The organism is Marinobacter sp. EN3, from assembly GCF_000475315.1.
In the GTDB taxonomy this organism is placed as follows: Bacteria; Pseudomonadota; Gammaproteobacteria; order Pseudomonadales; family Oleiphilaceae; genus Marinobacter; species Marinobacter nauticus.
On record NZ_AXCC01000011.1, the window covers coordinates 39,325 to 58,755 of the forward strand.

18 protein-coding genes and 2 pseudogenes are annotated in these 19,431 nt (G+C 58.9%); 8 read left to right on the forward strand and 12 right to left on the reverse strand.

The annotated features are described in order from the left end of the window. The first annotated feature begins 9 nt into the window (after positions 1-9). Genes Q675_RS23580 through Q675_RS23590 form a run of 3 tightly spaced genes read left to right on the forward strand, consistent with a single transcriptional unit; the run spans position 10 to position 4,037 of the window. Positions 10-693: an ABC transporter ATP-binding protein gene (locus tag Q675_RS23580; protein ID WP_023010699.1), complete on the forward strand. Its 684-nt coding sequence runs from the start codon at positions 10-12 to the stop codon at positions 691-693. 6 nt (positions 694-699) lie between these two features. Beyond that, the gene (locus Q675_RS23585; RefSeq protein ID WP_023010700.1) at positions 700-2,958 is read left to right on the forward strand and encodes an ABC transporter permease; all 2,259 of its coding nucleotides are present in this window, start codon (positions 700-702) and stop codon (positions 2,956-2,958) included. Then, positions 2,955-4,037 (forward strand): lipocalin-like domain-containing protein, encoded by a 1,083-nt coding sequence (locus Q675_RS23590; protein WP_023010701.1) that lies wholly within the window; start codon positions 2,955-2,957, stop codon positions 4,035-4,037. Before Q675_RS23585 ends, Q675_RS23590 begins: the two co-directional genes overlap by 4 nt. A gap of 11 nt (positions 4,038-4,048) precedes the next feature. On the opposite strand, the gene Q675_RS23595 is transcribed toward Q675_RS23590, so the two are convergent. From Q675_RS23595 to Q675_RS23630, 8 genes are all read right to left on the reverse strand, one after another. Then, positions 4,049-5,257 carry an ammonium transporter gene (locus Q675_RS23595; protein ID WP_023010702.1) on the reverse strand — a complete coding sequence of 403 codons (1,209 nt, stop codon included), beginning with the start codon at positions 5,255-5,257 and terminating at the stop codon, positions 4,049-4,051. A gap of 229 nt (positions 5,258-5,486) precedes the next feature. Next, entirely contained in the window at positions 5,487-6,404 is a 918-nt protein-coding gene (locus tag Q675_RS23600; protein ID WP_023007771.1) for a flagellar motor protein MotB, read from the reverse strand. Between the two features lie 2 nt (positions 6,405-6,406). Further along, on the reverse strand, positions 6,407-7,183 hold the full coding sequence (gene pomA, locus Q675_RS23605) for a flagellar motor protein PomA (RefSeq protein WP_014420230.1): 777 nt from the start codon (positions 7,181-7,183) through the stop codon (positions 6,407-6,409). Between the two features lie 90 nt (positions 7,184-7,273). After that, entirely contained in the window at positions 7,274-7,669 is a 396-nt protein-coding gene (locus Q675_RS23610; RefSeq protein WP_023010703.1) for a YkvA family protein, read from the reverse strand. Between the two features lie 75 nt (positions 7,670-7,744). Further along, positions 7,745-8,380, reverse strand: coding sequence for a tRNA-uridine aminocarboxypropyltransferase (locus Q675_RS23615; protein ID WP_023010704.1), 636 nt, complete (start codon positions 8,378-8,380; stop codon positions 7,745-7,747). Between the two features lie 2 nt (positions 8,381-8,382). Further along, positions 8,383-10,026, reverse strand: coding sequence for a phytoene desaturase family protein (locus Q675_RS23620; protein WP_023010705.1), 1,644 nt, complete (start codon positions 10,024-10,026; stop codon positions 8,383-8,385). Next, entirely contained in the window at positions 10,017-10,511 is a 495-nt protein-coding gene (locus Q675_RS23625; RefSeq protein ID WP_227499502.1) for a DUF6231 family protein, read from the reverse strand. Before Q675_RS23625 ends, Q675_RS23620 begins: the two co-directional genes overlap by 10 nt. Then, positions 10,508-11,827 carry a DASH family cryptochrome gene (locus tag Q675_RS23630; protein ID WP_023010707.1) on the reverse strand — a complete coding sequence of 440 codons (1,320 nt, stop codon included), beginning with the start codon at positions 11,825-11,827 and terminating at the stop codon, positions 10,508-10,510. Before Q675_RS23630 ends, Q675_RS23625 begins: the two co-directional genes overlap by 4 nt. Positions 11,828-12,053: 226 nt before the next feature. On the opposite strand from Q675_RS23630, the pseudogene Q675_RS38585 reads away from it, so the two are divergent. From Q675_RS38585 to Q675_RS23640, 3 genes and pseudogenes are all read left to right on the forward strand, one after another. Beyond that, positions 12,054-12,785, forward strand: a pseudogene (locus tag Q675_RS38585) (PAS domain-containing protein); the annotation flags it as partial. Between the two features lie 159 nt (positions 12,786-12,944). Beyond that, positions 12,945-13,325: pseudogene (locus Q675_RS38590) on the forward strand (methyl-accepting chemotaxis protein); the annotation flags it as partial. An 85-nt stretch (positions 13,326-13,410) separates the two neighbouring features. Beyond that, positions 13,411-14,523, forward strand: coding sequence for an S-(hydroxymethyl)glutathione dehydrogenase/class III alcohol dehydrogenase (locus tag Q675_RS23640; RefSeq protein WP_023010709.1), 1,113 nt, complete (start codon positions 13,411-13,413; stop codon positions 14,521-14,523). 45 nt (positions 14,524-14,568) lie between these two features. Here Q675_RS23640 and Q675_RS23645 read toward each other — a convergent pair whose 3' ends face one another. From Q675_RS23645 to Q675_RS23655, 3 genes are all read right to left on the reverse strand, one after another. Beyond that, positions 14,569-15,615, reverse strand: a complete 1,047-nt coding sequence (locus Q675_RS23645; RefSeq protein ID WP_023010710.1) for a peptidoglycan -binding protein — start codon at positions 15,613-15,615, stop codon at positions 14,569-14,571. Beyond that, positions 15,612-16,340 carry a MotA/TolQ/ExbB proton channel family protein gene (locus Q675_RS23650; protein WP_023010711.1) on the reverse strand — a complete coding sequence of 243 codons (729 nt, stop codon included), beginning with the start codon at positions 16,338-16,340 and terminating at the stop codon, positions 15,612-15,614. The genes Q675_RS23645 and Q675_RS23650 overlap by 4 nt, the downstream gene beginning before the upstream one ends. A 199-nt stretch (positions 16,341-16,539) precedes the next feature. Next, positions 16,540-17,223: a type 1 glutamine amidotransferase domain-containing protein gene (locus Q675_RS23655; protein ID WP_011783877.1), complete on the reverse strand. Its 684-nt coding sequence runs from the start codon at positions 17,221-17,223 to the stop codon at positions 16,540-16,542. A 181-nt stretch (positions 17,224-17,404) separates the two neighbouring features. Here Q675_RS23655 and Q675_RS23660 point away from each other — a divergent pair, with 181 nt between their 5' ends. Together Q675_RS23660 and Q675_RS23665 are read left to right on the forward strand one after the other, a co-directional pair. Continuing rightward, positions 17,405-18,175 (forward strand): substrate-binding periplasmic protein, encoded by a 771-nt coding sequence (locus Q675_RS23660; protein ID WP_022993362.1) that lies wholly within the window; start codon positions 17,405-17,407, stop codon positions 18,173-18,175. Positions 18,176-18,275: 100 nt separating this feature from the next. Next, positions 18,276-18,959, forward strand: coding sequence for a cytochrome b/b6 domain-containing protein (locus Q675_RS23665; RefSeq protein WP_022993361.1), 684 nt, complete (start codon positions 18,276-18,278; stop codon positions 18,957-18,959). A 10-nt stretch (positions 18,960-18,969) separates the two neighbouring features. On the opposite strand, the gene Q675_RS23670 is transcribed toward Q675_RS23665, so the two are convergent. Next, positions 18,970-19,431 carry a c-type cytochrome gene (locus Q675_RS23670; protein ID WP_022993360.1) on the reverse strand — a complete coding sequence of 154 codons (462 nt, stop codon included), beginning with the start codon at positions 19,429-19,431 and terminating at the stop codon, positions 18,970-18,972.

Genomic DNA, 19,431 nt, shown 5'->3' on the forward strand with positions numbered 1-19,431 from the left:
GGAGAAAACATGGCCGATAACCTGATCAGTGTCACCGGTCTGAGTAAACAGTTCGAGAGCGGCGACCAGCATGTGACCGTGTTGCGGGAACTGAGTGTGCATCTGGGGCGAGGCGAGTCGCTGGCGCTCACCGGCCCGTCCGGTTCCGGGAAAAGCACGCTGCTGAATGTTCTTTGTGGTCTGGAGTCTCCCGGTTCCGGTCGGCTGGCGATGTTGGGACAGCCTTTGGCCGGGGATGGCGCGCCAACGGGCAAGGCCCTGGAGCGAACCTGGTGCGAATTGAGGCAGAGCCGACTCGGCGTGGTCTTTCAGGATGCCAACCTGATGCCGACCCTGTCCCTGCTGGATAATATCCGGTTGCGAGCGCGCCTGGCTGGCCGGGACGACACCAGCGCTGGCGACTGGCTCCAGAGGTTGGGCATTGGTGAGCTGGGCCAGCGTTATCCGGATCAGGTTTCCGGTGGCCAACGCCAGCGGGCTGCGCTGGCCATGGTATTTGTTACCCGGCCGGCACTGATTCTGGCGGATGAGCCGACCGGTAGCCTGGACCGGAGGACGGCTGAGACTGTCGCCGATGAGTTGTTCGAACTCCAGGCCCGCCATGGCTGTGGGCTGGTGCTGGCTACCCACGATGCGGACCTGGCAACCCGTTGCCTGCATCAACTGGACCTCGGGCACAAGGGCGGGCCCTGAAGACCAATGTCTCCCCGCATCGCATTGTTCAGTCATTATCGTCGTCACCCCCTGCAGCTGGCCGCGCTGGCTGCCATGATCCTGCTTGCCACCATGCTCTGGACCGGGATACACCACCTCACCAGCCAGGCCCGAGCCAGCCTTGAGCAGAGCGAGCGTGCCGTCGCCGAGCGTCAGCAAGTGGTGCGTGAGGACGGCCAGCCGGTCTCGGTTCAGGACTTTGTCGCCCTTCGACGCCAGGGCCTGTGCGTGATGCCCTGGCTGGAAGTGCCGGTACCTGGGCGCGGTCGGCTGGTGGGCATTGATCCGCTGGCGGCCCATTGCTTTGCCGAGCCGGGACACACGCCAACACCCTGGCAGGGCGAACTCGATGGCAAGCCTTTCGTCGATATCAGCGAAGCCGCTGTTCAGGCCTCAGCCGAGGCATCGGCCCTGGTTCTGCTGGTGTCGCAAGCCGACGGTCAGTCGCCACCACCGGGCTACCGCTATCAGGCATTCGCCGTTGCGCCTGACACGGCAGAGCTGGGTGACAGTTTTCTGCTCAACCTGGATGCGCTCGGAGTGCTGGTCCTGCTGATTAGCTCGTTGTTGTTGCGCAGTGTGTTCCTGCTCGGCCTGGCTCAACGTCGGGAAAGCCTGGCTTTGCTGTATCGCTACGGCGTGAACAGGAGCCAACTCAGCCGCCTGTTGCTGGGGGAAAACCTGCTGCTGGCGTTGGTGTGCATACTGCCCGGGGTTTGGTTGGGGCGGGCGCTGTCACTGGTTCTGGCAGATGGCTTTGGGCAGGCCCTGGAAGGCCTGTTCGACCGTCCGCTCTATGCCGGTGGAGGGGAGGGCTGGAAGCTGCCAAGCCTGACCATGGTGGCGGTGGTCGTGGCCGCTTGCCTGGCGGGCGTTCGGGACTCGTCGGGGCCGCTCCTGACTCGGGTGCAACCGGCGTTTTTTGTGGTGCTACTGGCCCTGGGGCTGGCAGTATCTCTGTGGGCACCAACTCTGATCTGGCTGTTCCTGGCGGTGGCGCTGGTTTTTCTCGCTGCTGGTTGGCTGGCCCCGCTGGCGATTGCCGGGGTTGTCCGCTGGCTGGCCCGTAACACCGGGGATCCGCTGATTCGCTGGCGCCTACAGGAAGTCGCAGTCCTGGTGCGTCGGCTGGCGCTACCGCTGGTGGCCCTGCAGTTTGCCTTGGCACTGGTGCTGGCGGTTCATGCCCTGGTAACTACGTTCGAGGACACCTTTGATCAGTGGCTGGGGCAACGGCTGGAAGCGGATTACTACATTGAAGTACCGCCAGGGGCGGATATCACCGCTGCCGTAAGCTGGCTGGCGGCGCAGCCGGAGCTGGTGAGCCCGGAATTGTGGCATCAGGTGATTCGTGGGCGGGCCAGCGTGCAGGCAGCATCAGGCAGGGAGCCGGTGCCTGTCGATGTGTTTGCGCTCGGGCCGGTCAGTCACCTGGTGCAAAACTGGCGCCTGCTGGCGCAAACAGAAACGCCCTGGCAGGCGTTGACGCGGGGCGAGGGGCTAATGGTCAATGAGCAGTTGGCCAGAAGGCAAAAGCTTGCAGTAGGCGCCCGTCTCATTGTCAGGCTTGGCGCCCGTCGGTTTCAGGCTCCGGTGCTGGCCGTTTATCCGGATTACGGACGGCCCTCCGGTGAGGTGCTGGTGCTGGCGAGTCTCTTGCCTGAGGACTTTGAAGCCCGCTTTCGAAGCCTGTCGATAAGCGCGGGCATCGAAGAGATCAAAGTGGTTGAGGCGCAACTGGCCCGGCTTTGGCATACCCCTCAGCTGACCGTGAGGGATAACCAGGCCATCCGGACCCTGGCCACTGATATTTTTGACCAGACCTTCCTGCTGACCCGGGCCATGACTACCCTCACGCTGATTCTGGCCGCCGCCGCGTTGTTGCTGATGGTGTGGGTCTTTCTCTCTACCCGCGCCTGGTATTTTCGCCTGCTGATCGTCTGGGGTATGCCCCAACGCCAGGCCGCGGCCCAGCTCACCCGGGTTTCCCTGGCGCTGATTTTTGCGGTATTGGTTTGTGCACTGCCGCTTGGCGTGTGGCTCACCTGGATTCTGGTCCAGCGCATCAACCCGCTGGCTTTCGGCTGGTCACTGCCGATGGCGGTGTACCCGGGGTTCTGGATCGAGCTGGCCGTGTTGGCTCTGATCATCGGCCTCAGCATTGCCTTGCTGATGCGCCTGCAACTGCGTCGCCCGGCCTCGGCGCCGGAGTCCGCCCACGGGCTGCAGGGAGGGGAACGATGAATCGTTTCGTTATCGTACTTCTGGCGCTGCTACTCACCGCCTGTGATCGGGCAGAAGAGCCGAGCGGATTCGCAGGCCTTGCCGGTGTGGCGGAATCTGAGCATGAGATTCAGTTCCTGCAGCCCGGGCCCGGAGACCGGCTGTCCTTCCCCGCCGATTTCGGCCCTCATCCCCAGCACCGCATTGAATGGTGGTATCTCACCGCGAATCTGGAAACCGAAAACGGCAGGCCGCTGGGTCTGCAATGGACGCAGTTCCGGCAGGCCTTGACCCCGAGGTCCGTTGAATCCGAACCGCCGAAGCCGGCACTTTGGCCTCTGGAGGCTGCCTGGATGGCTCACGCAGCGGTGAGCTACAGCGGTCAGCACCGCTTTGCCGAAAAGCTGGCCAGGGGTGACGTCGGGCATGCCGGGGCCACCGCCCAACCCTTTTCAGTCTGGCTGGATCACTGGCGCCTGAGGCCAGCGAGCGGACACGTTGGCTGGCGGCTGTCGGTCGCTACAGAACACTGGTCCTACGATCTGTTGTTGCAGCCGCAAGGTGATCCTGTGGCTCATGGTGACGACGGTTTCAGCGCCAAATCCGCCAGTGGCGAAGGCTCCATGTACTTCAGCCTGGTAGATCTGAAAATTGAGGGAACGGTTACCCTTGAGGGTGACACGTTGAGGGTGGCGGGCACTGGGTGGTTCGACCGGGAGTGGAGCAGCCAGTTTCTCAAAGCCGGACAGCAGGGCTGGGACTGGTTTGCCCTGCATCTGGATTCGGGGGACAAGCTGATGCTGTTCCAGTTGCGGGAAACACAACAGGCATTCCGCTCGGGTACCTGGATTCCAGCCACGGGCGAGCCGGTGGCGCTGGGGCCGGAACAGATCGGGCTGACCTCTGTGGGCCAGCCAGCCGGTTATCCGCGCCGTTGGCAGATAACCCTTCCGGCTTTCGACGTGAACCTTGAGGTCTCCGCGCCGGCAGGGGATTACCGGAATTCCGGGCTCTATCCGTATTGGGAGAGCCCGGTTTCCGTCACCGGAAGCCATTCCGGCGTGGGTTACATGGAGCTTACCGGTTACCAGGCACAATAAGGCCCGGAAACTCACTCAACGGCATTGGCACCGATACGGTGAATGCTGAGGTCGGCACCGTTGAACTCTTCTTCCTCTGTCAGTCTCAGGCCGCTAATGGTTTTGATGGCACCGTAAACGATGAGCCCGCCGGCAAAGGCCACGATCACACCGGCCACCGAGCCAATAATCTGCGACATCAGGCTGACGCCACCCAGGCCCCCGAGCGCTTCCTGGCCGAAGATACCGCAGGCAATGGCGCCCCAGACACCGCATACGCCATGCAAGGGCCAAACACCCAGAACATCATCCAGCCGCTCGATTTTCGCCTGTGCCCACTCGAACAGGTAGACAAAGATGGCGCCGGCCACGCCCCCGGTAATCAGGGCGCCAACGGGGTGCATCAGGTCTGAGCCGGCGCACACCGCCACCAGTCCGGCCAGCGGACCGTTGTGAATGAAGCCAGGGTCTTTGCGGCCGAGCAGCATGGAAGCCAGAATACCCCCCACCATGGCCATCAGGCTGTTGACCGCGACCAGGCCACTGATGCCGTCCAGAGTCTGGGCCGACATGACGTTAAAGCCGAACCAGCCCACGGTCAGAATCCAGGCGCCGAGGGCGAGAAACGGAATGTTGGAAGGGGCAAAGGCCACGACCCGACCGTTGCGATAGCGACCGGTGCGGGCGCCGAGCAGCAGCACCGCAGCGAGAGCAATCCAGCCACCGACAGCATGCACCACAACGGAGCCGGCGAAATCATGGAAGGACGCACCAAACTGGTTCTCCAGCCAGGCCTGGAAACCAAAGTTCCCGTTCCAGATCAGGCCCTCAAAGAAAGGATAGACGAAGGCCACGATCAGGCCCGAGGCAATCAGCATGGGGTAGAAGCGGGCACGCTCTGCGATACCGCCGGAAACGATCGCCGGAATGGCCGCGGCGAAGGTCATCAGGAAGAAAAATTTGACCAGTTCATAGCCGTTGGCGGAGGTGAGTTCGGCGGCGCCATTGAGAAAGTGCCCGCCATAGGCGATGTAGTAGCCGATGAAAAAATAGGCGACTGCGGATATGCCGAAGTCGGTCATGATTTTAACCAGGGCATTGACCTGATTTTTATGGCGAACAGTGCCCACTTCCAGGAACGCAAAGCCGGCGTGCATGGCCAGCACCATAATGGCGCCAATCAGAATGAAGAGCGTGTTGGCGCTCTCGGTCAGGGTGTGTACGGCACTCGTGATATCCACGGGTTTTTCTCCTGAGTGTTTTGATTACGCGGCTTCTGATGAGCCGTTGTGCATTGTTGGGGTGCGACTTAAGCAAGTGCTGTTCCAAAACAATGCATATCAAGTACTGCAGGGGGGTTGGAGAACCTGAGGGCGCCGAGGGAGGTATTTATCTGCGTCAAAGTGCACCAGAGGCGTGCGCATCAAGGGCTTGTGCACCAATCTGGATAGGGCGCGAGGCAAGGTTTTACTACCAGGTAATCTCGCTGGGCGTATCCCGACCGGGCTCAATGCCAATAATGGCTTCTTGCGACTCGCTTTCGGAACGAATCAGCTCGCGAAGGCGCAGTTCCTGCTCTTCCATGGGCTCTGACAGATCGATAACGATTTCAACCCGCCGGTTCTTGGCTCGGTTTTCCGGCGAGGTGTTGGGTACCCGTGGTTCGGTGTCGGCCAGACCGGTCACCCGGATGCGGTCCGGAGTCACCTGCTCCCGAGCCAGCAGAACATTAGCCACCGCGGCGGCACGGGCTGCGGACAGGTCCCAGTTACTGTAGAAACGTTCGGTGCGGATGGGCACGTTATCGGTATGGCCTTCAATGGCGAGGTCGCCGGGCATGTCGGCCAGAACCTCCGCCATATCCAGAAGCAGGCCTTCGAATTCCCAGGTCAGTTGGGCTGAACCTGAGGCAAACGAGCCCTTCTCCTCAATGCGAATGATGATGCGGCGCTGATCTTCCGAGACGTTGATCCGGCCATCCAGAATCGCCGGTTCCAGCACTTCAAGAATCCGGGCCATGTTGGCGTCCATCTGTTCCTGGATGGATTCCTCAATGGCTTTCTCTTCGGGGCTTTTCAGAGTCTGGATTTCGGGCTGTACGTCGGTGGTGGTCTGTTTGACTTCATTGACCACCGTGGGCTCTGGCGGCGCCGGCGAAAACTTGTCGAAGATCGGGCTGGTGCCCTGAGGGATCTCAAGCGCAGGCACTTCCCGCTGCACTCCGAAGGCCTTGGAGAGTTCACCGGCGATCTGTTTGAACTTCTGGGCGTCGATTTCCGAAAACGACAGGAGCAATACGAAAAAGCACATCAGCAGCGACATCAGGTCGGCAAATGTGACAACCCACGCAGGAATCCCGGGCTTTTCCTCTTCTGGCAAATCATCCATGTTTAACCGCCTGCCGTTTCCGCATCGCCGTTTCTGGCCCGCTCTTTGGGCGAAAGATAGCTGGACAGCATCTGCTCGATAATGCGCGGGTTGGTGCCTTCCTGGATGGCGACGAGGGCGTCAATATAGAGCGATTGCATGCGGGCCTCCTCCGTCATGCGCAGGGACAGCTTGTCGGCAATGGGGGTAGCGATCATGGTGGCGATCATGGCGCCGTAGAGCGTGGTCAGCAGGGCTACGGCCATGGCCGGCCCGATGGACTTGGGATCTTCCATATTGGACAGCATCTGCACCAGGCCAATCAGCGTGCCAATCATACCCATGGCCGGAGCCACATCTGCCATGGCGGTGAACACTTTTGCGCCCGACCGGTTGTGTTCCAGTGTCATCAGGCGTTCCTTGTTGAGGAGCTGCTTGATGGTGTTGCCGTCCTGTCCGTCCACCAGCATCTGAATACCCTGGCCCAGGAATGGACTACTGACCTCCCTCCCTTCGATACCAAGAACGCCCTCTTTTCGAGCGATGCTGGCAATCTCCACCAGTTCTTCGATGCTGGCCTGAGTTTCGGGCAGTTTGAATTTGAACGCTCGGGCTGCCACCTTGAAGGCATCAAAAAACTGGGCAAGACTGAACTTGGCCAGTACTACCAGCAAGGTACCGCCAATCACAATCAGCAGGGATGGCGGATTGATGAACATGCCTGGCGATGCGCCCAGGATAATGGCCGAAGAAATCAGAAGAATGGCGCCGACGAGGCCGATAAGGGTGGCGAAATCCACAGTAACTCCAGAACTGTGCAGGTGACGATTAAGGGGGCGGGAGAATACTCCCTGGTTGATTATTAATCAATGCCCGGTTGGTCCCTCATCCTATGATGAGTGAAGCTCCTTCCATGCAGCGTAGCGGTGCAGATCGGATTCGACCAGTTTAAGGCACAAGGCAACCACACCGGCATCATCAACCAGGCCGAAGCCGAAGATCAGATCCGGAATCAGGTCCAGCGGATTCAGCACGTACAGCAACGCTCCGGCTACCGCAGCGATGGACTTCCAGGGTATGGCCCGGTAGTGGCCGTACCAGTAATCGCGAATCAGCGAGAACATCAGCTTGATATCGGTAGAGAAACGATTCAGCCTGCCGCTGTTTTTGACTTTCTCTTCAACGGCTTTTTGTCGTTCAAGCAGGGCCTCAAGGTCGCCTCTGTGAACCTTGGCACTTTGCTCTTTCAACTCGTTTGCAGCCGTTTTATCTGAGATCCATGCCATACATTGTCACCACTTTGCTCAGCGATTGCCTCAACATAACGAAATCGTGCTGGTTCGTCACCTTCCCAGGCCATTTCAATAATTCGTGAGACTTCCTGGGAGTTCAGGATCGGGCGCTTCATGGTTTTTGGTTTTGTGGTGGTCCGGAACGAAGGCCAGCCGTTTTCGAATCAGTACGTCCTGAGCTCTGAGTAATGGCTCGGTATCTGTGGCCGGCTCGGTCAATGTAAAAAGGTAGGCGACGGCTTCTGCGGTTGAGAGTTGCCCGGCCTTTGGGGCCTTTCGGATACGGTAACGCGAAGCCGGTGGATCAGAGAAATGAAAGCAGGGCAACTGCCGGAACTGCGGGTTCAGGTGCAGGATTTTAGCGGCTTTACGCCAGGTGCCGTCCAGAACCAGCCACTGGTCGATCTGGGCTGCCGCGTTGCTCTCCACGGGCTGACTGTCAGCACATGGAAACAGCAGTCCGGTGCGGGTTCCGGTTAACAGGCGCTCCAAGCCTTGACCGGAAAACGACTCAGGGCTCTCGCCGACCAGTACCTCCAGCCGGGTCAGACACTGCTGAAGTACTCGCACAGTACCCTTGCTGTGACCGACTTCTGACGGGTGCTGCAAAATGATGACGCGATGGCGGTTGTCGACCTGCTCGCAAACCTCGCATACGCAGGTGTTCGGGTGCAGGCCGCAGCGGGTACACAGTGCTCTGGCCACGCTTAACCCACGAAAATGCGCTTGGCCAACCCCGCGCCTTTCAGGCCGCGAACGGCCAGGGTTGTAACCAGCCCGCCGATCATTGCCCCGACCACGCCACAGGTAAGAATATCCTGCCCGGTCAGGTACAGTCCGGGGATGTCGGTTTTCGGCCTCAGCCAGCGTTGCTCGAAACGTTCTGGCGTGTGGTCCAGCCCGTACAGCTCACCCTGCTCATAGCGGCAGAACCAGGCGGTCGACAGTGGTGTGGAGGTTTCCACATAGTCTACTTTACCTCGAAGCTGGGGCAGTTTTTCGTACATGACTTCCAGAAGCTGCTCGGTGATCCGAGCCTTCAGAGCCTCATAATCCTCGCCCCGTTTGCCCCAGGTGGAGCCCTGCCACGGCTCGAACATTTCCCAGGTGGTGGGCGCCACAATCTCGATGGTGGAGGTTCCGGGCCAGCGGTTCTGGTAGTCCGGGTCTTTGGCTGCCGGGAACGAGATGTAGAATACCGGGAAAGAGGTGTTCCGGGGATCTTTCAGGAATTGCTCCACGTTGCCATCGTGGTCGGCGCTCGGATAAATCCAGAAGTTGGTGCGCGGCAAGCCGAGCTGGTCGGGCGTGCCTTTCAGGCCTATATACAGGCCGATATGGGGCATTGAGGGTTTGATGTGTTCCCGGCTGCCAGGATAGCCAATGCTGTCTGCGACAGACTCGGGTAAAAGCCGTTCGAAAGTATTGATCACACCGGCGTTGCTGATCACCAGCGGTGACCGGATATCATGGCCATCGGCCATGCGCACACCCACGGCTTTGCCCTTTTCGACCAGGACCTCTCTCACGTCGGCGTAGGTGAGCACGTCACCACCGCCGGACTGAATCACCGGGATGATGGTTTTGGCAATTTCCGAGGCACCGCCCACCGGGTAGAAACCACCGTACAGGTAATGTTTGGCAATGAGCGCGTGCACCATGAAGCTCGACTGTTTCGGGGTCACCCCGCAATCGCCCCACTGACCGGTAATGGCGCCAATCAGCTCTTCGTTGGCGGTGAGTTCCCGCAATACGTCATAGGTGGTGCGGTTGAAACAGTCCGGCAGTACCGTTTTCAACCCTCTGGAAACCAGTGGCGCAGCCAGCGCGGGCGAGAGTTTGGACAGGGTATACCATTGCATGCCATCGGCCACTTTTCCGAGCAGAGCCAGGTAACGGTCGATGGCCTCTTCTTCGTCCGGGAAGGACGCCAGTAGCGAGTGCCTCAGGCCTTCCTTGCCGGCCCTGAGGTTGACCACTTTGTCGCCCAGAAAGAACCGGTCGTAGTTCTCATCCATCGGAGCCCATTCGAGCTTGCCGTCGGTGATGTAATCGAACAGCCGGCGGCCGAGGGTGTGGCGCGCGCCCATGTCGCCTATGTAGTGCACGCCCACATCCCACTCGTAGCCATTACGGGCGTAGCTGTGGGTGTAGCCACCGGCGGTGTAATGCTGTTCCAACACCAGTACTTTGTAGCCGGCTTTGGACAGGCAGGCGGCAGTGGTCAGACCGCCGATACCGGAGCCGATCACTACCGCATCATAGGGCCCATCGAGCCGGCTCGCGCGGTAACGGGTACCGATTCGGATTGTACTGGGCTTCAAGGATTTCGAATTTGTATCTACCACCACGCTTTTCCCCACATTTCCGGATTGGCCCAGTTATCGGGATTGTTCCAGGCCCGTTTATGATTGTAAGTATCCAGATTGTAGGTATAGAGCGTGAGTGCGCGGTTCTCGCTTTCGATATCGGCGTGACGCTGAAAGCCCAGGGCAATGAAGTCGGTAAAACCCCAGTCTGTGGTTTGGGGCACCAGTACCGCAATCTGGTGGGTGCCATAGTTGCGTAACTGGCCCAGTAAAAGCGCCCCTTCTTCGTAGGGGAGGTGTTCAAGGGTGTCTGTGATGATGGCCAGGTCAGGCACGGAATCCAGTGGCAGTCGGGCGTTCGGGTCCGCGGTGTCCAGCGCCAGCAAGCGAACGGCTTCCCGTTGCCCGTGCCACACCTCGCTGACCCGGCTGGCGGTGTCGCCGCAATACAGAAGGGTGTCTGGCTGGCTGGTATCCAGAATCCGGGCCAGTACTCTTTCTGGTTGGCTAACAGGTATTGTCATCATATTGGCCAGTCTGCTGCGTCTACGGTATGCAGGCCCACTGGTTGTTGAGCCTCTCCCTGCCAACGATGTACGAAGGCTCCCTCAGGATCGTACTGTTGCGCCTGCTTGTCCAGATTGAACTGTCGAAGCCCGCGGGGATCGGCGCCGACGCCGGCCAGATACTGCCAGTTTCCGTAGTTACTGGCCACGTCGTAATCCACCAGTTGCTGTTCGAACCAGGCAGCACCGTAACGCCAGTCCAGTTCCAGTTCATTGATCAGGCAGCTGGCCACCAGTTGGCGTGCGCGATTACTGATGTAGCCGGTTTCCCGTAACTGATTCATGGCCGCGTTGACTATCGGATACTGGGTATTGCCCTCGCACCAGGCCTTGAATCGATGGCCATAGAAGGTCACCGGGCGGCGTTTACGTTGAACGCCATCGCGGCTAAACAACCGCCCCCCGTGTTTAAGGGCATACCAGTAGAAATACTCGCGCCAGAGCAGCTCAAACCAGAGCCAGTAGGTCGAATCGTTACGGGTCTGCTGACGTTCGTATTGTTCGATGGCGGCAACCACCTCCCGCACTGACAGGCAGCCGTTCGCCAGCCACGGGGAGAACTTGGAGGATGAGCCCCAGTCGTCCAGCGCATTGCGGGTTTCCTTGTAGTTGGCAATGCGATGTTGTCCGAATACGAAGGCTTGCAGCTGTGCCAGGCCGGCTTCCTCACCGCCGGTGAATGGTGACCGATGTATCGGTTCCGGTATCGGCGGGCACCGGCCCCGGTTATCTTCGGGGAATCCCGGGGGTGGTGGCAGTGCGCTGACGGTTCGAATCCTGAGGGTGTGGTCCGGTTGCTCAGCTTTCTCCACCTGCTTGCGGAATTGCGAGAAGGTATCGGGCAGCTCTGCCAGTTCCATGGGAAGCTGGCCTTCCGCAAACATGCCCAGGGTTTCGAACTGCTGAAACGTCACTTCCGGCAGGCGGGTTTTGAGGGCCTGCCACTGCGCGGCTTCTTCGGTGCCGGGTAGGCGTGAGCGGATCAAACGCTGCACGCCGTGCTCCCGGGCCAGCTCTGGCAGAACGATTTCCGGTTCGCCCCAGGCGATATGAAGTCGTTGCCCCAGGGGCCGCAGGCTCCGTTCCAGTGCCATCAGACTTTGCCACAGGAAGCGCCAACGATGATCACCCAGTGCACGGCACTGAAACCGGTCACCGGTAAACCAGCGCGGGTCTACGACAAAGACACACAACAGCATGTCTGAACGGGCCGCGGCCAGCAAGGCCGGGTTGTCGTGCAAACGAAGGTCGCGGGTAAACCAGTAAAGTGTATGCAACGTAAATGCCCCTCTGAATACGACTGACTGTACGGATTTTTACGTCTGCGTGCGGATTTGGTTTCCCTGAATAATGCACGCATTCATATGCGTGTCGGTGCGAGAACGATTCTCCGGAACGTGCCGCCCAAAACGAGCTTCTAACCCACAGAACAGGATGTCCGTGGCTTTTTGACCTGTGCAAGAGTAAACGACGATGTTCCTGACCCGAAAGAAAAAGCAAGACATGGCCGATTGCCAGGCCCGTGCCAGCCAATGCCAGGCTGTGTACAGCGCTATCCGCCACTCGGTGGCGACGATTGAATTTACCACGGACGGGTTGATCGTCGATGTAAACGACCGTTTCCTTGAGGTGGTGGGCTACCGCCGGGATGAGGTGGTGGGAAAACACCACAGCCTGTTCTGTGATCGTGAAGTGGCAAACTCGGCGGAGTACCGGAAGTTCTGGGATTCGCTCCGGGCCGGCCAGGCGCAGACGGATACCTTCCTGCGCCGGCGAAAGGATGGCCGTCAACTCTGGCTGGAGGCAACCTATTTTCCGGTGCACGGGGATGATGGCCGGGTTCAGCGGGTAATGAAAATTGCCTCGGATGTCACTGAGAAACAGGAGCACTTGCGGGACCAGCAGGCGGTCTTTGAGTCCGTCGACCGCTCAATGGCGATCATCGAGTTCGAGCCGGACGGTACCATCATCACCGCCAATGCCAATTTCCTTGCCGCGACCGGTTACCGTCTGAGCCAGGTTGAGGGCAAGCACCACCGGATGTTCTGTGATCCCGGTTTTTACCGGGACAATCCCGATTTCTGGAAGGGGCTTGCCGGTGGCCAGTTCCGCAGTGGTCGTTTTCACCGCCTGCGCTCAGATGGCAGTGATCTGTGGCTGGAAGCCAGCTACAACCCGATACTGGATGAGCGTGGACGTGTCATCAAAGTGATCAAGTTTGCCAGTGACATCACCGAGCGGGTGGAAAAGGCACTACAGACCCAGGATGCGGCAGCGGTTGCGTCATCCACCGCCACCCAGACCGCCAATATCATCGGTAAGGCCGACGAAGCCCTGCGGCAGTCGAAAACCACCGCCGAACGCATTGAAGCGGGCGTCGACAAAGCCCGAAGCCTTATTTCCGATCTGAACGAACGTTCGCAGAGCATTGAGAAAATGGTCGATACCATAGCCGGCGTCGCGGACCAGACCAACCTGCTGGCCTTGAATGCCGCCATTGAGGCCGCCCGCGCCGGAGAGCATGGCCGCGGCTTTGCCGTGGTGGCCGACGAAGTACGCAAGCTGGCGGCCAGAACAGGCACAGCCACCGATGAAATTGCCGATGTGATTCACACCATTCTGGAACTGTCTGGTGGCGTGGAAACGCAGATTGCCGAGGTTCTGGATGTGGCGGTGGAAGGTCGCCGGCAATCCGAGGATGCCGAGGCGGTGATCGCCGAAATCCGCGATGGCGCCAGGGCGGTGCTGGCCGCCATTGATGACATCGGACGGTAAGGCCCTGAAGACCGGGCCGTGCTAGAGTTGTGAACTGTATCAATGTCGGCGCTGGCCGACCGAACCGGACAACAGGAGACTGAACGTGATCAAATCCCGCGCAGCTGTGGCATTTGAAGCCAACAAACCGCTGGAAATTGTGGAAGTGGATGTGGCTCCGCCCAAAGAAGGCGAAGTGCTGGTGAAAATCGTAGCCACCGGCGTGTGCCATACCGATGCCTACACTCTGTCCGGCGCCGATCCCGAAGGCCTGTTCCCGACCATTCTCGGCCACGAGGGCGGCGGCATTGTTGAAGCCGTAGGCCCGGGAGTGACCGGCCTGGAAGTGGGTGACCACGTGATCCCGCTGTATACCGCCGAATGCGGCAAGTGCAAATTCTGCACCTCCGGCAAGACCAACCTGTGCGGCGCCGTGCGCGAAACCCAGGGCAAGGGTGTGATGCCCGATGGCACCTCGCGCTTTTCCTACAAGGGCCAGCCGCTGTATCACTACATGGGCTGTTCCACCTTCTCTGAATACACCGTGCTGCCGGAAATCTCCCTGGCCAAGATTCCCAAGGAGGCGCCCCTGGACAAGGTGTGCCTTCTGGGTTGCGGCGTCACCACCGGCATTGGGGCGGTACTGAATACGGCCAAGGTTGAGGAGGGTGCTACGGTAGCCATCTTTGGCCTGGGCGGCATCGGCCTGGCAGCGATCATCGGCGCGACCATGGCCAAGGCCGGCCGCATCATTGCGATTGATATCAACCCCGGCAAGTTCGACATTGCCAAACAGTTGGGTGCTACCGATGTGGTTAACCCCAACGACTATGACAAGCCGCTCCAGGAAGTCATCATCGACATGACCGACGGCGGTGCCGACTATACCTTCGAGTGTGTGGGCAACGTGAAGCTGATGCGCGCCGCGCTGGAAGCCTGCCATAAGGGCTGGGGTGAAAGCACCATTATCGGCGTAGCCGGTGCCGGCGAGGAAATCAGTACCCGCCCGTTCCAGCTGGTGACAGGCAGGGTATGGCGCGGTTCCGCCTTTGGCGGCGTGAAGGGCCGTACCGAGCTGCCATCCTACGTGGAAAAAGCCGAGAAAGGTGAAATCCCGCTGGATGTGTTTATCACCCACGAAATGAAGCTGGAAGACATCAACAAGGCGTTTGACCTGATGCACGAGGGCAAGAGCATCCGGTCGGTGATTCATTTTTGACCGTAATTCTCTTAAGGGGTGGCAGGCCGGCTGCTACCCCTCCTATCAGCGATCTGTGAGCTTTAATTCAATGCGCCGGTTTCTCTGCAACGCTTTCGGTGAGGTGCCATCTGCTACCGGGAAGAACTCGCCAAATCCGGCAGCCGCCATGCGACGTTCCGGCACTCCCTGGGTGGCAAGATAGCGAACCACGGCCACGGCACGGGCGGTTGAAAGCTCCCAGTTGGAGGGGAACCGTTGGGTATTGATGGGCAGCATGTCGGTGTGGCCATCAATCCTCAGGATCCAGTCCACGTCGTCCGGAATCCTGGATGAGATATCCAGGAGCAAATCCGCAAGTTTGTCCAGCTCCTGCCGGCCTTCTTCGCCCAGCTCCGCTGAGGCCGAAGCAAAAAGGAGTTCCGAGGGCAGCAGAAAGCGGTCGCCGACAATCCGGACGTTCTCATTACCTGCGAGAATATCCCGCAGCCGAGCAAAAAACTCAGACTGATACTGCTGCAATTGGTTGACCCTTTCCGCCAGCAGGGTGTTCAGCCGCCGGCTGACTTGTTCCAGTTCCTGTTCCTTTTCATCGGTCATCTGCTGCTGTAGCTCAAGGGCGGAGGCAATCTGACGGAGCTGCTCCCGCAGTGAAACAATCTGGTTGGACAGCTGCAGGATCATTGCCTGCTGACTGGCTGATATCTGGTCCTTTTCCCCCACGGCTTCTTCCATGCGGGCAAGTTGCTCGGCCTGGGCTTCGACGCTTGCTGTTTGGCGCATCAATTGTTCGCGGTTGGATTCAAGCTGTTCAATCAATTGATCATTCCGTTTCAGGCTGGTGCTGTAATCATCCTGAAGACGAACTATCTGGTTTTCCAGGGCCTCGGTTTTACTTTGTTCCAGCCCCAGCAACTCCGATAGTTCGTTAAGCTGGGCGCTAAGGCGCGCCAACTGGTTATCACGGTCAGATAATGTTTGGGACAGGTAAAGCTGACTGACCACGTACACCAGCAACATGAAAATCACCAGCATCAACAGGGCGGACAGTGCATCTACATACCCGGGCCAGACGTTGGTGGTGCTCCGGCTGCGGCGCCTGGATCCGATCATGACAGGTCTTTCTCGGCATCGACACGGTCAACCAGGTTGGTGACCCCGGTCAGCCATTCCTCCAGGCCGTCGTAGAAGCGGTTCTGGGCATGCCCCGCCTGGATATCAAGGAATCCCAGAATCAGTGAACCCCCGAGCCCCAGCAAAGATGAACTGAATGCGGTTCCCATACCCTCGAGTGGCGCAAGGAGCCCTTGCTGTAGTTCCGCAAAGACCTTACCAAAATCCTCCTGTCCCATGTCCAGGCCGGTGATTACCTGGCCTACGGAATTGATGGTACCGAGCAAGCCCCAGAAAGTGCCCAGAAGGCCGAGGAATACAAGCAGGCTAATGAAATACCGGGTAATTTCCCTTTGCTCGTCCATTCGGGTGTGAATGCCGTCCAGCACGGTGCGCAGGGACAGTGTAGAAAGCGTGAAGCGGTCCCGTTTGGCGTCTTCGCCCAACTGTCTGGCCAGTGGTTTGAGCAGGCGGGGTTCCCGTACCACGGAAAGGCCGGCATGGCCAGTGCGGAATTGGGCAATCCATTTTAGCTCGGGGAACAGGACAAATACCTGCCGGTAGGTGAGTGCAATGCCGACGATGAGAACCCCGACAATCAGGAGATTAAACACCCAGTTGGCCATGAACGCCGACATCAAGGGCTTGTGGATCAGGGCGCCGACGATGACGACAACGCCCAGGAACAGTGTCATCCAGAAGAGGGTATGCTTGGGATTGCTCATAGCGATGGCCAGCTTTTGAGAGAGTTCTCAAAGCGTTAGCACAGATATGAGAAGCTGTTGGCGACGGTAACTGAACTTTAATCGAAGCCCTTGGTGGCTGGTCAGTTGGTCGGTTTGGGCAGGGGAGCCTTCAAAGAGTGGGAGTGAGGTCAGATGATAATTCATCTGACCTCAGATTCATGGTCCGGTCTCTGCCTGATCAGCCTTGCTGAAGGGCCTGCAGCACAGCCTTGGCAGCGCCTTCGGAAGACGCCGGGTTCTGGCCGGTAATCAGCTTGCCGTCCACCACAATGTGCGGTGCCCAGTCATCGCCCCGGCTGTAACGGGCGTTGTTCTGCTTGAGCATGTCTTCCAGCAGGAAGGGCACAATATTGGTGAGCTGCACAGCGTCTTCTTCGGTATTGCTGAAACCGGTGACTTCACGGCCGCCCACGATGTTCTGGTCCGGTTTTATGAACACATTCTTGAACACGGCAGGAGCATGGCATACGGCGCCGATCACCTTGTCTTGCTCGTAAGCGGTTTTGATCAGGGCTATCGACTTGTCGTCCTCGGCCAGATCCCACAGCGGGCCATGGCCACCGGGGTAGAAGATGGCGTCGTACTGATTCATGTCCACGTCGGCCAGTTTTCTGGTGCTGGCCAGCATTTCCCGGGCATGGGTGTCTTCACTGAACCGCCGGGTGGACTCGGTCAGTGCATCTTCAGCCTCGCTGTTCGGGTCAACCGGTGGCTGGCCGCCTTTAGGGGATGCGAGGGTGATGTCGGCGCCTGCGTCTTTGAATACGTAGAACGGCGCAGTGAATTCTTCCAGCCAGAAACCGGTTTTGTGGCCGGTGTCGCCCATCTGGTCGTGGGAGGTTAGTACCATCAGAATCTTCATGCCAGTCGACCCTCCTGTCGGGAGTCCGGGTGTATTTCGTTCGTCTCACTACATCAAATTGTGATGATCGCTCGGTTTTCAACCGTCAGTACGTTAGCACTGGCATATTGGATGCTCATTAACGGCTATACTGCGAGGGTAGTTATCGCACATGTAACGTCATGGACCAGGACGGATTTATATGAGGTGGATTGCCTTGAAAGGCGTGCTTGCCGGCATTCTGATGCTGCTTTGGGCGCCTGGTGTTCTTTCACAACAGGGCACTGAAACAGTAGAGCCACTGACGGTGACCGTTGGCGTTGACCACTCGCCGCCCTACCGTATTCTCGAGCCGTCGCAAAAATCCGGTCTTTATCTTGAGCTATTCGAGGAAATTGCCGACCGGCTAGGCTGGCGTGTGCAGTACCGGGAGGCGCCATTCCGGCGCATCCTGCTGCTGATGCGCAGGGGTGAGGTGGATGTCATGCTGGGGCCGCTGCGTACCGAAGAACGGGAAGAATTCATGACCTTCGTGGCTCCGGCTTTTCCGCCGGAGCGGCGTCTGTTTTTCTACGTGAGCGAGAGTAACCGTATTGAGCGATACAGCGATCTGCCGGGAAAAGTCATCGGTATTCTGGAGGGCGCCCGTTACTTTACCCGGTTTGACAACGATCAGGCTCTGCATAAAGAGTCTGCGGCCCACTACGAAAACCTGATGATGATGCTTCAAAGAGGGCGGGTTGATGTCGTGGTGGCCCCCGAGCTGGTTGGTTTGTATACGCTGAGAGCCCAGGGGATAGACGCGAACATTTCACCGTTATTCGTGCCGGGTGACCGCTCCTGGATTGCGGTTTCGAACCAGTCTCCTGCCCGCCGGTATGCAGAAGATATAAGGGCAGCCCTGAAATTGATTGAACGCGAGGGGATTCGAGAAGACCTGGTGCTTAAGTACCAGGAACAAAAAGCCTATTGATCGATTTCCATGTTCTATACCGATACGCGCCTGCTAAAAGGAACTTAGGGTGCTTACCTTTGTCTGTGATCGTTTGACAAGTTTTGGCAAAGGGACTGGTATGAAGACCATTCGATTGTGGGATCTCCCCACCCGGCTGTTCCACTGGTTACTGGTAATTGCTGTGGTTGGCGCAGTGGCGACGGTCAAACTGGGCGCTGGCTGGATGGCCTGGCATGAGCGTTTTGGACTGGCGGTTGTAGGCTTGCTGGCGTTCCGGGTGGTCTGGGGGCTGGTGGGCTCCACATACGCGCGCTTTAGTCAGTTTATATCGGGGCCAGGGGCGATGATCCGTTATCTTAGGGGTCAGTGGCAGGGCGCAGGCCACAATCCCCTTGGTGCCTGGTCGGTGCTGTTGTTACTGGGACTGTTCGGTTTTCAGGCGGTTACCGGTTTATTTGCCAATGATGAAATTGCCTTTAACGGCCCACTCTATCGGCTGGTGTCGTCGGGCTGGAGCGATACCCTGAGCAGCTGGCACCGTCTCATGGAATGGGGGCTGTACGCCGTGGTTGCCCTTCATGTCCTGGCGGTGCTGTTTTACACCCACGTGCGTAAGGATAATCTGATAAAGCCGATGGTGACTGGCCGAAAGCAGGTTAAGAGCTCAGAGCTGAAAGACGCCAGCGGCGGTGGCTGGCTGGCAATGATCATTGCACTGGCGATTGCCGTTGCTGTGGTCTGGGCGGCGAGTGGCGGACTGATTCCGCCACCGCCGCCACCGCCCCAGAATCTGGGTTGGTAAGCCCCTTGGCCTACTTGGCGCGGAAGTTGTCGTGGCAAGCCTTGCAGGTTTCACCGACTTTGGCGAACTGGCGTGCAATCGCGGCCTGGTCGCCGGCTGAAGCCAGTTCCTGCAGTGCGTTGGCTTCACGGACGAAGCTGACCGCAATTTCCTGAACCTTCATCGGCTCCTCAAAGAAGTTGGGCTTGAGGCGGGTGTTCTCGGCCCGGTCATTGGCGCTGTCACGGCTGTAAAGCACGCTCATGCCGGAGTTGGCCACGGCTGCAATGGCTTTGGCGGCTGCGGCAACCTGGTTCTGGTCAAACGCTACGGAGCCATCCACGGTCTGGGCCTTGATTTTGCCCATGTTCCAGGACGCAAACTGGTAGGCGGCCTGGCGGGTTTCGATCTGGTCTTCCACGCTCATCTGGGCCACGGTCGGGGTTGAGATCGCGGCCGCAAGCACCGCAACGGAAACAAAACGTTTATTCAT

Excerpts from the sequence above, each read along its gene's own strand:
- Q675_RS23660 (WP_022993362.1), top strand. The coding sequence starts at position 17,405 with ATGAGGTGGATTGCCTTGAAAGGCGTGCTTGCCGGCATTCTGATGCTG.
- Q675_RS23655 (WP_011783877.1), bottom strand. The coding sequence starts at position 17,223 with ATGAAGATTCTGATGGTACTAACCTCCCACGACCAGATGGGCGACACC.
- Q675_RS23625 (WP_227499502.1), bottom strand. The coding sequence starts at position 10,511 with ATGATGACAATACCTGTTAGCCAACCAGAAAGAGTACTGGCCCGGATT.
- Q675_RS23670 (WP_022993360.1), bottom strand. The coding sequence starts at position 19,431 with ATGAATAAACGTTTTGTTTCCGTTGCGGTGCTTGCGGCCGCGATCTCA.
- Q675_RS23610 (WP_023010703.1), bottom strand. The coding sequence starts at position 7,669 with ATGGCATGGATCTCAGATAAAACGGCTGCAAACGAGTTGAAAGAGCAA.
- Q675_RS23665 (WP_022993361.1), top strand. The coding sequence starts at position 18,276 with ATGAAGACCATTCGATTGTGGGATCTCCCCACCCGGCTGTTCCACTGG.
- Q675_RS23585 (WP_023010700.1), top strand. The coding sequence starts at position 700 with ATGTCTCCCCGCATCGCATTGTTCAGTCATTATCGTCGTCACCCCCTG.
- Q675_RS23645 (WP_023010710.1), bottom strand. The coding sequence starts at position 15,615 with ATGATCGGATCCAGGCGCCGCAGCCGGAGCACCACCAACGTCTGGCCC.
- Q675_RS23600 (WP_023007771.1), bottom strand. The coding sequence starts at position 6,404 with ATGGATGATTTGCCAGAAGAGGAAAAGCCCGGGATTCCTGCGTGGGTT.
- Q675_RS23580 (WP_023010699.1), top strand. The coding sequence starts at position 10 with ATGGCCGATAACCTGATCAGTGTCACCGGTCTGAGTAAACAGTTCGAG.
- Q675_RS23590 (WP_023010701.1), top strand. The coding sequence starts at position 2,955 with ATGAATCGTTTCGTTATCGTACTTCTGGCGCTGCTACTCACCGCCTGT.
- Q675_RS23650 (WP_023010711.1), bottom strand. The coding sequence starts at position 16,340 with ATGAGCAATCCCAAGCATACCCTCTTCTGGATGACACTGTTCCTGGGC.